The 13,944-nt window shown below is 47.6% G+C and carries 10 protein-coding genes; 3 read left to right on the plus strand and 7 right to left on the minus strand.

Translation table 11 applies throughout. The features are described from left to right. Positions 1-146 precede the first annotated feature (146 nt). Both QGP82_RS21210 and QGP82_RS21215 read right to left on the minus strand, forming a co-directional pair. Positions 147-1,121, minus strand: coding sequence for a helix-turn-helix transcriptional regulator (locus tag QGP82_RS21210; protein WP_499060920.1), 975 nt, complete (start codon positions 1,119-1,121; stop codon positions 147-149). Positions 1,122-1,212: 91 nt separating this feature from the next. Beyond that, a complete protein-coding gene (locus QGP82_RS21215; protein ID WP_499060931.1) occupies positions 1,213-2,910 on the minus strand; it encodes an ABC transporter ATP-binding protein in 1,698 nt (565 codons plus the stop codon). Between the two features lie 257 nt (positions 2,911-3,167). Here QGP82_RS21215 and QGP82_RS21220 point away from each other — a divergent pair, with 257 nt between their 5' ends. The 3 genes from QGP82_RS21220 (at position 3,168) to QGP82_RS21230 (ending at position 7,706) form a co-directional block, all read left to right on the plus strand. Beyond that, positions 3,168-4,256 carry a helix-turn-helix transcriptional regulator gene (locus tag QGP82_RS21220; protein ID WP_499060921.1) on the plus strand — a complete coding sequence of 363 codons (1,089 nt, stop codon included), beginning with the start codon at positions 3,168-3,170 and terminating at the stop codon, positions 4,254-4,256. Positions 4,257-4,406: 150 nt separating this feature from the next. Then, positions 4,407-6,626: a TonB-dependent siderophore receptor gene (locus QGP82_RS21225; protein WP_499060922.1), complete on the plus strand. Its 2,220-nt coding sequence runs from the start codon at positions 4,407-4,409 to the stop codon at positions 6,624-6,626. 3 nt (positions 6,627-6,629) lie between these two features. Beyond that, a complete protein-coding gene (locus tag QGP82_RS21230) occupies positions 6,630-7,706 on the plus strand; it encodes an ABC transporter substrate-binding protein (RefSeq protein WP_499060923.1) in 1,077 nt (358 codons plus the stop codon). A gap of 15 nt (positions 7,707-7,721) precedes the next feature. On the opposite strand, the gene QGP82_RS21235 is transcribed toward QGP82_RS21230, so the two are convergent. The 5 genes from QGP82_RS21235 to QGP82_RS21255 all read right to left on the minus strand — a co-directional run bounded on the left by QGP82_RS21235 (position 7,722) and on the right by QGP82_RS21255 (position 13,863). Beyond that, the gene (locus tag QGP82_RS21235; protein WP_499060924.1) at positions 7,722-8,171 is read right to left on the minus strand and encodes a hypothetical protein; all 450 of its coding nucleotides are present in this window, start codon (positions 8,169-8,171) and stop codon (positions 7,722-7,724) included. A 109-nt stretch (positions 8,172-8,280) separates the two neighbouring features. Next, positions 8,281-8,877: a DUF6151 family protein gene (locus QGP82_RS21240; RefSeq protein WP_499060925.1), complete on the minus strand. Its 597-nt coding sequence runs from the start codon at positions 8,875-8,877 to the stop codon at positions 8,281-8,283. 256 nt (positions 8,878-9,133) lie between these two features. Further along, positions 9,134-10,411 carry an MFS transporter gene (locus tag QGP82_RS21245; protein WP_499060926.1) on the minus strand — a complete coding sequence of 426 codons (1,278 nt, stop codon included), beginning with the start codon at positions 10,409-10,411 and terminating at the stop codon, positions 9,134-9,136. 218 nt (positions 10,412-10,629) lie between these two features. Further along, complete coding sequence (locus tag QGP82_RS21250) at positions 10,630-13,173, minus strand: TonB-dependent siderophore receptor (protein WP_499060927.1); 2,544 nt, start codon at positions 13,171-13,173, stop codon at positions 10,630-10,632. A gap of 201 nt (positions 13,174-13,374) precedes the next feature. Beyond that, positions 13,375-13,863 carry a helix-turn-helix transcriptional regulator gene (locus QGP82_RS21255; protein WP_499060928.1) on the minus strand — a complete coding sequence of 163 codons (489 nt, stop codon included), beginning with the start codon at positions 13,861-13,863 and terminating at the stop codon, positions 13,375-13,377. Positions 13,864-13,944: the final 81 nt, after the last annotated feature.

Raw genomic sequence — 13,944 nt, forward strand, 5'->3', positions numbered from 1 at the left:
TCCTCACACCCAGCGCCCAGCGCCTTTGTTGCAATTAATTCTTGATTAAGAGCCTATCAAAGGTAATTTCACTGAGATAGCCTTGAATGAACGCTAAACGGAAAACTTTGAATGTCATGCGGAATAGTTTGAACGCTAGCTAGGTTTTAGGACCAGCGACGATACTTTCTGGGAGAAACGCCATACTTTTTCCGAAACGCAGCGGCAAAGTAGCTGCGGTTGGTAAAGCCTACCCGACGGGCTGCCTCCGATACGTTTACCTCTCCCTCAATCAATAGCTGACGAGCTTTTTCCATACGGTGGTTATGTAAATAACCAAATGTGGTCTCGCCAAAGACCTGTCGAAAACCCCGCTTTAAAGTACAGTCGTTAAGCCCTACCTGCCGAGCCAGGCTGAGCAGAGATGGCGGGTTATCAAGCTGCTGTAGAAGAATCTTTCTAGCATGGTGAATACGGTCGATATCATCGGACTTTAACTGACTTGGCGAGGGTTGAACGTCTCGTCGCTGCAATTCCTGATCGAGCAGTAACACCATTAGCTCCCAAACTTTGCTTTCTAAGTAAGCTTTTTTTGTAATACCTGTAAACGGACAGTGCAACAGCTGATGCAATGCGGTATGCATCGCAACTGTTGTCACACCAAGACGTTCAAAGTAAAGTTGCTCAGTCGGCTGAAAAAGGTAGTCTAAACCCGAACTGGTTAAGTCAAACGACTCCCCTAGATATGTTCTCAATACGGATGGCTCAATATGAACATTAATCTCTAAAACCGTTTCATCAGGTGTATGTTCAGAGGTTTCAGCTGGAGCCATACCACTGCCATATAGGGCATATTGACCGGCTGAGAGCGCATCAAACTGATTCCCTTTACCTGCAATACGGAAGACATACTCGATGGGATGAGGCCGTTCGGGAGCGTGTGTAGTCACGCTTTCATGTAGCTGATAATGGTCAATGCCAAGATCTAACCCATCACGCAACTCGATAGAACGGTTATAACCTTGCCCTAACTGTTCTGGGTACTGGAAGACAGTTTCAAACGCCTCTGCTTGATCAGAAGCTTCATGCTGGGGCTGCTTCACTAAATCCCAATATTCTTGCTGCGAGAGTGTAATGGCCATAACATCAACAATCTATTTAGGGCAGACTTATAGTTGAGATTCATTCTCAACTGAATCAAGAAAGGAGTCAAGCAGCCTTGCTTTGTCTGACTCAGGTTACTGAATTGATCTGAAGTAGAGATGAAAATCGAGAATAGGGATCGCGGCTGAGGGAGTTGAGATCGCCATACTCCACCTGTTCACCATTGTCCAAAATCAAAATCTGGTCGGCTCGCTCCACAGTCTGCAGCCGATGGGCAATAATAATGCCCGTACGATTGAGCAATAGCCGATCTACCGCCTGTTCAATCAGCTGTTCTGTTAGCGGATCTAATCGTGAAGAAGCTTCATCTAAAATTACTAACCCCGGATCTTTAAGAAATACCCGTGCAAACGCTAGCAGCTGTGCCTGCCCTGCCGAGAGACCACCGCTGTCAGCTCCAAGGTTAGTATCGAGTCCCTGGGGCAGTCCCTCTAACCAGGGAACCAACCCCAGCTCATCTAATGTTGCCAAAATTTGCTGATCCAAAATATGAGGGTTGAAAAACGTCAGGTTGTTACGCACCGTTGTTTGAAAGATCTGTACATCCTGCGTAACTAAGCCCACATGGTGCGGTAGCTCCTGCAATGGCACCTGAGAAATATTGACTCCACCTAGCAAAATTTCGCCTTGCTGAATGTCGTAAAATCGCAGCAGCAGCCGGGCCAACGTACTCTTGCCGCTGCCAGTACGCCCCAAAACCCCGAGAATCTGTCCCGCAGGCAGGTGAAAAGTCAGATTTTGAAGTGTAGCTTCGTTTTCTTCATAGCCAAACCTAACATTCTCAAACTCGATCGATAATGCCCCCTGAGGCAACGCTGCCTGTCCACCAGGATGCTGCCGACTGCGATAGCTGAGCAGATCTTGAATGCGCTGAAAACTGGCAGCGGCTTGCTGGAACTGTTCGAGTTCTTCTCGAATGCGTTCGATGGGTTCTTGGAGCTGTGTCGTGTAGTAAAACAACAGATAAACGGTGCCAATGGTGATCGCATTTTGATACCAAAGGTAAGCACCGAGGGAGAGAGAAATGGCATTACCCAGGGTAAATAGCCCCACCGTGCCACCCCACAAAAGAGTACTGGTAAAACGAGCCCGGTGAAAGGCAGCCAACCATCGTCGCAGGATACGATAACAGCGATTCATCACATAGCTGACAGCACCGTTAGCACGAATGTCTTCTAACCCGCTTAGATGTTCGACTACAAAGCCATAAAATTCGGCACTAATTTCGCGATAGACCCGCCAGGGAGCCACAGCAATTGCCTGCAAACGGGTGAGTAGACCAAAAGAGGCGAGAGCAAACAAACTCAGCCCCAGTCCAGCTCGCCAGTCTTCAAACCATAGGACGCTCAAAATACCCAGGACCAACAGACCATTGCCAACAACTTGTAAAACAAATTGGGAGAAAAAACGAGAGAGAGCATCCACATCGCCATCCACCCGTTCTACCAGTTCGCCAGGAGTGTGGGTTTTATGAAATGCCAGATCTAGACTGAGACAGTGCTGGGCTAAGTCTAAACGTAACTGATTGGTGGCGGACCAGGCCAGGGTTTCACCGATGTAGGTGGCTGCGATCGCAAGTCCCTGACGTGCCAGAGAAATCCCCATAAACCCTAGCGCCACCATAATCAGCCGCTGCTGTGCTCCGCCCGCCAACGCCGTATCGATAAAGTACCGCAGTATCTGTGGGTTGAGCACCTGCAGACCAATACTAGCCAGCAACGCCATAGCCATCCAAACCACCCGTCGCCGCTGCGGTCTGAGATACATCACCCAAAAATGGCGATACGATGCCTGCTTAACCAAGTGCTGCTCCCCCAAGTCCGTACCTTAGTGCAAGGAAGTGTAGCGAATGATAGTGCTTTAAAGGAGCCACAGCCGGAGTTTTTTGATACTTACCCGGAATACGTCTGACAGTGTTTCTCAGAATTTACTTTGGCAGAGGCTCAATGCAAATCTATACCACCAGGCGACATGGCATACTCTTAATAAGAAGTTTTCCTATTACCTAGGTTGGGCTGGCAGATATGGCAGAGCGGCTAAGTCTAAGTCGTTGGGATGAATGGCTTGATTCAGGCAGTTGGCGAGATCCGAGACTGCTCCATGCCGACCCGTCTGACCGCATCTATGTCTGTCCTACCCGGCTAGGTGATGGATATTACCAGCACATTTTCTTGGAAGAAGATACCAAACTGGTTATTCTCGACTACAGCGTACATCAGGACCTAGTTTTTGATGTGCTGGGAGAGTGCGATCGCATCGAATTTGAATTTCAACTGGCAGGCCCTCAGGCCGGTTATAGCTTTTTCATTCCCTATTTGGGTTTTCAAGAGATGGGGATTAAACGTGCCCGAAAACGTTATTTCAAGGTAGAGGTTTTCTTTGAGCCACCATTATTAAGTACCTACTTTCAAGCCGTTTTTGAGCGATTTACCCCCAAAAACAAACAGGTAGTAAACAATGTAATGCAGTCTCTATATCTTGCCTGTGGTGGCGGCCCTACAACCACATCAACCGAATTATTCCAACGAATTTTTGCGGCAAACAAGTCGTACTATCGCCCCACATTTGAGCAGTTGATGCCCGATCAGCTTTACAACGAAGTGTTCGCTCTGGGGTATGCCACTCGCAGTCCAATCACTGTAGCAATGCAAACCATCATTGGGCACATCCTTAGCTGCCCATACCGCGGATCAGATCGACGTATATATCTCAAGCAAAAAGCGATGGAGCTAGTGAACCTACGTTTAGAGGTGATGACGCGACCCAGGCTGCCATTGGATGAACTTAACCACATTTATCAAGCAGCTGCATTTCTACGAGAGAATTTGACCAATCCACCAACCGTTGAGACCTTAGCCCGTCACATTGGCACTAACCGCCTCAAAATCAATCAAGGCTTTCGTCAGGTCTATGGCACCACACCCTTTGGCTATTTGAAAGACTATCGCTTAAGGCAAGCTAAGCAATTATTGATGACGTCAGAACTATCCGTTGCCCAGGTTGCAACCGCTGTTGGCTACTCTAGTCGCAGTCGTTTTGCCACTGCATTCCGCAAGGAAATTGGTATTAATCCCAAGACATTTCAGATGCAAACATGGCACTATGCCAGTTAGCAGTGCCAGTTAACCAGCGCTCAAAAAAAAATGCGTCTGGGGCGCAAAAATCATAGAAATAAATTTCCGACTCCCATAGCCTAGTTGACACTAATTCGCTTTTAGACCAACGGGGTTCAACGATTGGTCTGCTGTGGTGTGAGGGAAATCATGAAACGGTCATTGTCTGGTCTAAATTTACTACTGTTGTTAGCGATGGGGTGGTTAGCAATCCCTCAAACTGCCCTGGGACAAACGGATGAGAGCGAGACTGAAAAAGCAATGTCCCTGGCTCAGGTGTTAGAGGAATCAGAAGAGATTGAAGGCGAAGAAGAGGAGTCAGAAGAAGAAAGCGAATCTTTGCGGATTGTAGTAACGGGTGAAGAGGGTAGCCGCTACATTGAACCCAATGCCACTACTGGAACTCGTACCAATACTCCTCTACGCGATATTCCCCAGTCAATTCAGGTAATTCCCCAGGAGGTTCTCGAAGATCAGCGAGTGATTCGCCTTAATGATGCCCTGCGTAACGTCAGCGGTGTGGTTGCTAGTTCCAACGATCCTAGAGGTCAGCGGTTTACTATTCGAGGCTTTGATAGTTCATCGGTGTTGCGAGACGGCTTCCGCCTGACGAATGGAGGAAATGGTAACAGTGGTTTTCCTGAGCTATCCCACATTGAGCAAATCGAAGTACTCAAGGGGCCAGCAGCAATTTTGTTTGGGGCGATTGAGCCCGGTGGTGCTATTAACCTGGTGAGCAAGCAGCCTCTAAGTGAGCCCGCCTATGAAGCACTTTTTCAGGTGGGCAACCGCGGCCTGGTTGAAGGCAGCTTGGATGCAGGTGGCCCACTAACAGAAGATGGTCGTGTCCGCTATCGGCTGAATGTGCTCTATCGTGATGAGGACTATTTCCGTGACTTTACCACCAACGTTGATCGTTTCTTTATTGCACCAGTGCTGAGCTGGAACATTAGCGATCGCACCGACCTTACCCTCGACCTTGAATATCGCGACGACGAACGCCCAGCTGACTTTGGCTTAATAGCCATTGGGGACGAAGTGGCCGATATTCCCTTTGACAGACCCCTAGGAGAACTCGAAGATATCTTTGAAGGGAAATTTTTACGCACAGGTTACAACTTCGAACATCGCTTTAGTGATAATTGGAAGCTGCGGAATGCTTTTCACTACACCCGCTATGAATCCGAGTTTATCTCCGCTGGCGGTCGTCCCAGACTGGATGAAGCCACAGGCGACCTACTGCGCAACTTTATCTCCCTTGAGCAGCCCAGCAATACCTTTGAAGTTCAAACCAATATCGTTGGTGAATTTTCTACTGGTTCCATTGACCATACGTTACTGACAGGGTTTGATTTCTATCGCCGTGAAGATAAAGATGGCCTTGGTCGGGGTAATTTCTTTGCGTTTGCACCCATTAATATCTTTAATCCTGTTTATGGACTCACCCCACGCCCCGACTTTAGTCAGGAACCCATATTCTTCGACGGGGATACAAATGTTAATTCCTACGGCTTTTATGTTCAGGATCAGATTGAGCTGGCAGATAATCTCAAGCTGTTAGCAGGGATACGCTATGAAACCTTTGATCAAGAAGTTATTAGCCGCCCCTCCTTATTTTCGCCTGTTGCGTCAGAAACCAATACTAATGGCGATGCATTTAGCCCCCGTTTAGGTGTAGTATACCAACCAATAGAACCATTATCGTTGTTTGCCAGCTACAGCCGCTCATTTATTCCCAATACAGCCCGAACGGTAGCTGGCGACATCATTGATCCAGAAGAAGGCGAACAGTTTGAAGTTGGGGCGCGAGCAGAATTATTGGATGGGCAATTTGTTGCTAGTGTGGCCTATTTTGATATCACCAAACAAAATGTCTCCACCCCTGATCCGAATTTCTCCACATTTTCCATTGCTAGTGGAGAGCAACGCAGCCAGGGTATTGAGGTGGATTTAATTGGTGAACTTTTACCGGGATGGAACCTCGTGGCAAACTATGCCTACACCGATACTGAAATTACCGAAGATAATTCTGGATTGGAGGGCAACGAGCTGTTCGGTGTCCCTGAACACAACGTTAACCTGTGGACCACTTACGATGTACAGTCCGGCCCCCTAGAAGGACTCGGATTTGGTATCGGCTTCAATGCAGTAGGTGAACGGTTTGGTGATAATGCTAATAGCTTTATCTTGGAAGATTACTTCCTAACTAATGCGGCAGTTTCTTACCAACGAGACAACTGGGAAATTGGATTGAATGTTCGCAATCTGTTTGATCAAGACTATATTGAGAGTGCTGAAAACAGCAGAACAGCAGAGATTAATCCTGGTGAAGGATTTACACTCATCGGCTCATTTGCCGTTAATTTTTAAGCCATGGTGATGTTAAAACGACTTTTTCGTTGGGTAATGCTGGGTTGTTTAACAACGGCACTGATCGTTGGCTGCGGTGTTGCTGCCAACCAAAGCCCTACCTCCGGTAGCTCAGTATCCACCAACTGTCGCTTGATCAAGCATGATGCAGGCGAAGCAGAAATTTGTGGAGAGCCGCAAACGGTGGTTTCCCTCAGTGCCCATGCCCTCGATTTGCTGCTATCCCTAGATCAACAGCCTGTCGGTTATGTTACACCAGTCTCCTTTTATAAAGGAGAGATTTTTGATAATCCAGAGCAGCAAATTCCCTATCTAGGGTCTGCTATTACCACCCAGCCTATCAATTTAGGCAATGCTCAAAGTCCGTCCATGGAGAGATTGACTGCTTTAAAGCCCGATTTGATTCTAGGAGAAACGCGCAATGCTGAAGAATATAAGTTGCTCTCTCAGATCGCACCGACAATCTTGTTGGAGAACCGCACGGTTAAAGGTCAGTGGCCAGAGCATTTGCAAACCTTAGCTGTTGCGCTGGGCAAACCTGAAAAGACTGAGGCACTGTTCCAGCAGTATCAGACAAATGTCGAACAGGCCCGTCTTGACCTTACAGAGGTGACGTCAGCTCATCCTAATTTATTGCTTTTGGGGGCCAATCGTCTGGACGAGGGCGTGTATGTGATTCAGCCTAATACTTACTTGGGTGAACTTTTGGAAGACATTGGCTTTAAACTCGTAGTTCCCCCATCACCTGGAGATATGCCTAACGCTCCTGTATCCTTGGAGGCATTACCAGAGTTGGATACTGCTGATGCCATTATCATTCTGGGCTACAGCATGGACATTAACGATCCAGACCTCAAGCAGTCGATTGCACTAGGGGATCAGTCCATAGAGGAAATTGCAGAACAGCATCAGGTAAAGGCGATTCAACAAAGCTGGCAAAAAAATGCCATTGCCCAATCTCTCACCGCCAGTCAGGAAAACCGTGTTTACTTTGCCACCTACTACAAGTGGAATGGCCTCAATGGTCCCATGGGAACTGAGCTGGTTCTAGCGCAGCTACGTCAGTTTTTTACAGAGTGAGTTGCTGATGTTTTGTCAGGTATTCAAATTTGTTCTTTGGACTATCATCCTTACCGCTCGGCCTTCTTCCCCCCATGGGGCAATATTGGTCATTTGGAGCACAAGACTACCGTCTGGTCTCTGAGAAAGTTGACTACGCCAACCCCAGTCAGGACCTGATGGAGCCGCATATGTATGCTCGACAGTGAACAGCCCCCAAGCATTAGTGAGATATTGACAGCGCACAGGCTCGGGCTGATGCCAGCTATCTGTCCATGTTGCACCGTCATCATTGAATATGAAAGAACCTATTTTTGTTTCGCCTTCGTAAGCCCATGTGTAAGTCAGAACTCTGGACTCAATGGCTAGAATACAGTCACTAACATTAACGTCATTACCGTTAGGATCAAGCCATAACTCAGCCTCACCCTGCCATTGACTTCCCTGGAACTCATTGGCCCATGATTGCAACATTTTCATTTTCATCAGAAATCACTTAAATGATTTTTCTGTGTCTAACGGTTTCATTCATCGGATACAGTTAACCTTGGCAAAGCAACCAACCGAATTCCAGCGTTCCGGTACAGCGCGGGTGTTAAGCAGCACTCATAATGTCCTCGTATTCTTGGTGGCTCAGTATTTTAGGGCTAACGATAGGAATTCCGGAGTCTGCCAAGAAGAAGGGCGTCTGTTTATAACTTCCATCAATCCGTGCCCTCAAAATTCTAGTTACATTACGGATGATTGTAACGATGAGGTCTACTGGGTTCGCTTTTATTTCTCCTTTTGAATATGTTGTATTAACAGGTATGCATGTAGCCCCAAAGGCATTATCCAGCGTGATCTCTGACGATTCTAAGCAGTTATGGATAAGACCAATGAAAGACATTTTATAGATTGGTAAAGTATTCCCGATCGGTGTATTACAGCAAGTCGTATACCAGCGCAGTAAACCAGTTTCAGTCAGTCGCACACATGCTAATACTTCAGTTCCTTGAGTAAAGGAAATATTTTTTGGCAACGTCTGAACAATGCCTGTCCCACCATGACGATCAAGAATTTCACTCCCTTTGCCTAAAAAGTAAGCAAACGCCTGACAATCTCGACAATAGCATATGACCCGATTTGCATGGGTGACATCATCAACAGTACCTTTAAGGCAACCACATTGACACTGTATTGGATGGCTCATGTCTTCTTTCCCCAATCAACAGAACTTAATTGCTTTTGCTGTCTAACTGCTGTTTAACGCCAATGTTCACCGGGTTGCGGCGAACGACATTGGTTTCAAAAAGCCGCGTGACCCGCGACTCTGGGTGCAACATTTTATTATCTGGCGTATTGGGTCAGCCCCAACCCGCCATTTCAACAATAGCCTCGGCCTGGGATTGGTTTCTAAGGATCTCAGTAAGACGATCTATAGCATCCATTTCGCAAGGAATGACACATTAGGTAACCAAATCATCATCATTCTCTATTTGCCGTAACCTGCGTATTCCATATCCGCCCAGGGCCACTACCAGCCCACAACTAGCAAATAAGGCCATCTGTAGTGCCATGCCAGCCCCAGGGCCTACACCAAAAATATCCCCTAATAACTGAGCCAGCGGTTGTTCAGGCTGCATAGCAGGTTCAAAAACATGATCGGCAAGGGGACCTGCGATCGCAGCCCCCAATGGTGTGGCCAACTGCGTCAACAAAAACCGTGTGGCAAACACTCGCCCCTGCACGTCTGGCTCAACTTTAGAGCGCCAGATTGCCTGACTGCAGCTACCGGGAAACGGGGAACAAAATCCGCTGACCAGTGCCGTGCCAATTTTAGTAGCAACAGTTTGAGCCAGTGCCAGTACAATCAGCCCCACTTTCCAAATGGCGCTAAAAATCAACACGCCATTGATGCGTCGTTTAGGGCCACCCCAAAGGCTGAGGGTTAATCCACCCAGCAGCCCACCGGCACCAAAAAAAGAAAAAAGTGTTCCTAAAACAGTAGAATCATTGCCCAGACGTGCTAGCACCATGGCGGGCAACAGGCTAAAACTAGCACTGTTGATAAAGTTACTAAGTAAGAAAAAGCTCAGCAGTACTTTGAGACTGGGGCGACGCCATAAGTATTGCAGCCCAAATGTCAGCTGTTGCCACACAGGTTCAGCGGTTTGGGGTGACGTTGTTGGCTGGGGAATGGTGACGGTGCTGAGGGTGGCGATCGCAATCCCAAACGTCACCAAATCAATGGTGAGAATTCCACTCAGTCCCGTAACCGCATACATAGCTCCAGCAATGGCTGGGGCAATCACATAGCTGCCAGACATTTGCAATGATTCAAAGGCAGAGGCCCGAGCATAGTGTTTTTCTGCCACAATCAGCGACATGGAAGCCGAGTGGGCTAACCCTTGAATATAGCCGAAGAGACCATTAACGGCACCCGAGACATAGAGATGCCAAATCTGTAGATGGTCTGTCAGAAATAAAATTAGTAGGACAATGGTGGAGAGGCCGGCGACGGTATCCCCTAGAAACATTAAATGTTTGCGATTAAACCGATCAACCCAGATACCGGCAAAGGGTGAAATCAACAGTCTGGGAATTTGGGTAACAGCCAAAATAAACGAAAGTGGCGTAGCTTGCCCTGTGACTTCCCAGGCCCAGATGGTAATGGCAAAATTGGTCATCTCAGAGCCCAACAAGGAGGCGAATTGACCTAGCCAAATAATTAGGAAGGTTTGCACACGGCCCCCAAAGCTATTTGCCTCAACCAGCTTAGGTTAACCAGCGACCTTATATATATAGGTTTTGGCTCCGAAACGCATTTTTTTTGCGCCCAAAACGCATTTTCTAGCTGGCCAGATACTTCAGTAAATCATCCAGGATGAGATTGGCTGACAGGTAGCTGCCAATCATCCAATGGGAGCTGTTTTTATAAACTCGATTGGTCTGCATCTATGCTTCAAAACTCAATTGAGAATGAGCCAACAATCGTAAAAGGTTCACCAGGTCCAATACCAATTGTTCTAGTTCTGCCTGCGGACTCGATGTAGTCTATGTCAAACAAATTGCGAATATTGAACGCTGCCTGCCAATTACCACGTTCGTAGGACACGGCGGCATTGGTTAGAAAATACTCATCAGCGGTAAAACTATTGGCCGTGTCGCCAAAACGCTCAGTCACATAGTTAATGCCTAGACCGAAGCCTAGACCGTCTAAGGGGCCATTTTGAATATCGTAGGTGGTCCACAGGTTAACGTTATTCTCTGGCACGCCGGTTAGTCGATTCCCTTCATTGCCATCTTCATCATCAGTAATTTCGGCATCCGTATAGGCATAGTTGGCAATGATATTCCAGCCTGGTAAAATCTCTCCAGCAATATCTAATTCAATGCCTCGGCTACGTTGCTCGCCAGTTGCCACAGAAGAGCCAAAGTTGTCTGGGTCAGCGGTGGCAACATTCTCTTTAGTAATGTCAAACAAGGCTAAGTTGGCCGTTAGCCTCCCTTCTAAGAGTTCAGCCCTAGCGCCAATTTCAAACTGTTCCCCCCGTTCGGGTTGAATCAACTCACCCTCCACGGTGGTTGCGGTATTCGGAAAAAATGACGTGCTGTAACTGCCATATAGGGAAACTTCTTCAATGGGCTGATAGACCAACCCTACCCTCGGTGTAAAAGCATCTTCATTGATGGTGGATTCAGAGCTGGTTGGGTTAAAAGTAGTTGGGCTGTTAGTGATTTCTTGCTCAATGGTGTCATAACGAAACCCAGCCAAAAGCTTGAGATTATCCAACAGGGTTACCTGGTCCTGAAGGTAAATGCCAAGCCCATCTTCGCGAATGTCTTGAAGGGCAAAAATGGGAGTATCATCTCTATCGGCACGAGGAAACGCCCCGAAGACTGGATTGAAAACATTAAAGGGAAACGGTGAGAAAAAATCAAATCGAAGATCACGGTCGTCTAAGACATTGCGAAAGAGGTCAACTCCAAGCAGGACTCGATGCTCGATTGAGCCCGTATTAAACTCGCCCACAACATTCGTTTGTAAATCCAGCGCCCTCTCAACACTATCATCAAAGGATGATGCTAAAAGAACGTCTCCTGTGGTTTCATCTAGCACAGAAACAGCTGAAGTAAGCTCGGACGATGTATCACTTCTGAAAAAACTAAAGCCATTCCGTAGTTTCCAGCGCTCACTAAAGCGGTGCTCAAATTGGTAGGCAACTCGCAGGGTTTCTTCTCGAGTAATATCATCAAGCTCACCAACTACTAAATCACCGGGAACATCGGCTACTTCATCTCCCAGAGCAATCAATCCCAAATCTCCAGGACGCTCATCGTCAAGATATTCGAGATAGACAGTTAAATCGGTGCGGTCTCCAATTTGCCAGCTCACCGTTGGAGCCACAAAAAATCGCTCATCGTCAGTGTCAAACCCGCGAAAACTGTCTTGATTTCGGTAGAGGGCATTTAAGCGATAGAGCAAGCGACCATCGGTGGTCAGTGGACCGGACAGATCAATACTGGGTGAGATAAGTTCGCGATTACCAGCCTTGAATTCTAAATTGTAAAACGGCTCACTGAGGGGTTGTTTGGTGACTAAGTTAATCGCTCCCCCTGGATTTATGGAGCCCGCCAGAATTGAAGCGGGGCCTTTGAGGACCTCAATAGTTTCAAGGTTAGAGAGTTCTAAAAAACCTGCGCTACCGCCATCATTTAGTCGAAATCCATCCCGCAGAGTCGTGGCCTCATTAAACCCACGAATGATCAATAGTTCACCATTAAAGAGCCGTTCTCCTCTGACTACACCACTGACATTTCGCAGGGCATCTCCCAGAGTAATGACTTGCTGATCTTCGAGCACTTCCCGAGGCACCACCTGAATGGACTGGGGAATATCTCGCAGTGGGGTATCGGTTCGCGTAGCGGTTGAAGTATTTGGTTCAACATAGCGACTACCCTCCTCACCTGTTACCACAATTCTCAGCGGCTCACCTGACTCGTTGTTCACCTGGGCTACGCCTGGGGTTACGCTCAGGATCAATCCGGTTGCCGCTGAACTGACCACAGCTGTTGGAACCGCATCTGCTCCAGTAATCACCACCTGAACTCGGTTATCTGATAACTCTGTTACCTGCACCAGAACAATTTCCTCAGTCGGTTCAAACTGTTGAAACTCGTCCAGCGCTAGCACCGCATTGGGAATTTCCGCAATTAAGGCATCGCCTGACACAGTTGTCGTTGGCGAGGCTAGCTCACCGTCTATGGTTTCTAACACCACCTGCAAGCCTGTCTCAGTGTCTTCTAACCGCACGTTTGTGATTTGCACTGGCGAGACTTCTCGTTGAGCCGTCCGTTCTGTAGCGATCTTGAGAGCTGGGGAATTGGGGAGTCTAGAGCCAACTGCAGACTGCTGTTGCCCGAGTACAGCCTCTGCGGCGGCAATCTGTCCTGCAGTTATGGTCAAACAGGTAAACAGACTCAAACCAGACAACGACTTTTTCATCAGATTCCTCACACCAGTACTCAAGCTCAGCTGAGATTCAGGTAGCTGGCTCTGCAGCCACCACCATGATTCAGAAATTTCGCTTGCAGCCAATAATTCTCAACTAGAGTATGGGAATGGCTGATGGCTTTCTAGGGATTTTGAACCCGAGATGCAGTTTTTCGCTGACACGGGTTATGGAGAGACTCGCGTGACAGTCTACTAAGCAATACTGTGCCAGGCTTCTCTCTGAAAAGCCTTAGGGTTTAAGCCTATTTTTTGACGAAATGCCAGGGCAAAGTTACTGCGACTGGTATAGCCGACGGCAGCGGCCACATCACCAATCGATAGGTCCGAAGTCATCAATAATCGGTGGGCCTGCCACAGGCGGCAGTTACGTAAATAGCCAAAGGGCGTGGTGCCATATATCTCTTGAAACCCTTGATATAAGTAAAAGCGATTCGTTCCTACCTGTCTGGCCAATGTCTCAATGGACGGTGGATTCACCAGCTGTTTTCGTAAGATGGTACCGGCCTGGTAAATATAGTCGAGTTGAGTCTCACTAGTGCGACGCTGTACCATCGCTTCCAGATACAGATCTACCAGCTCAACTGCTTGGCGTTTTAGATAGGTGCGACGGGTTTTACCCTGATACGAACAACAGAGTGAAGTGAACCCCTGAATTTGGACAGTAAAATCAGATGATAGCAAGTCTAGACTGACATGTATCAATCTGAGACATCCTACAATTCCTTCCTCCACTTTTCCTCAAATTCGCTGGGTGTCAAATAG

It is taken from the genome of Leptothoe sp. LEGE 181152 (genome assembly GCF_032906605.1).
Taxonomy (GTDB): Bacteria; Cyanobacteriota; Cyanobacteriia; order Phormidesmidales; family Phormidesmidaceae; genus Leptothoe; species Leptothoe turfae.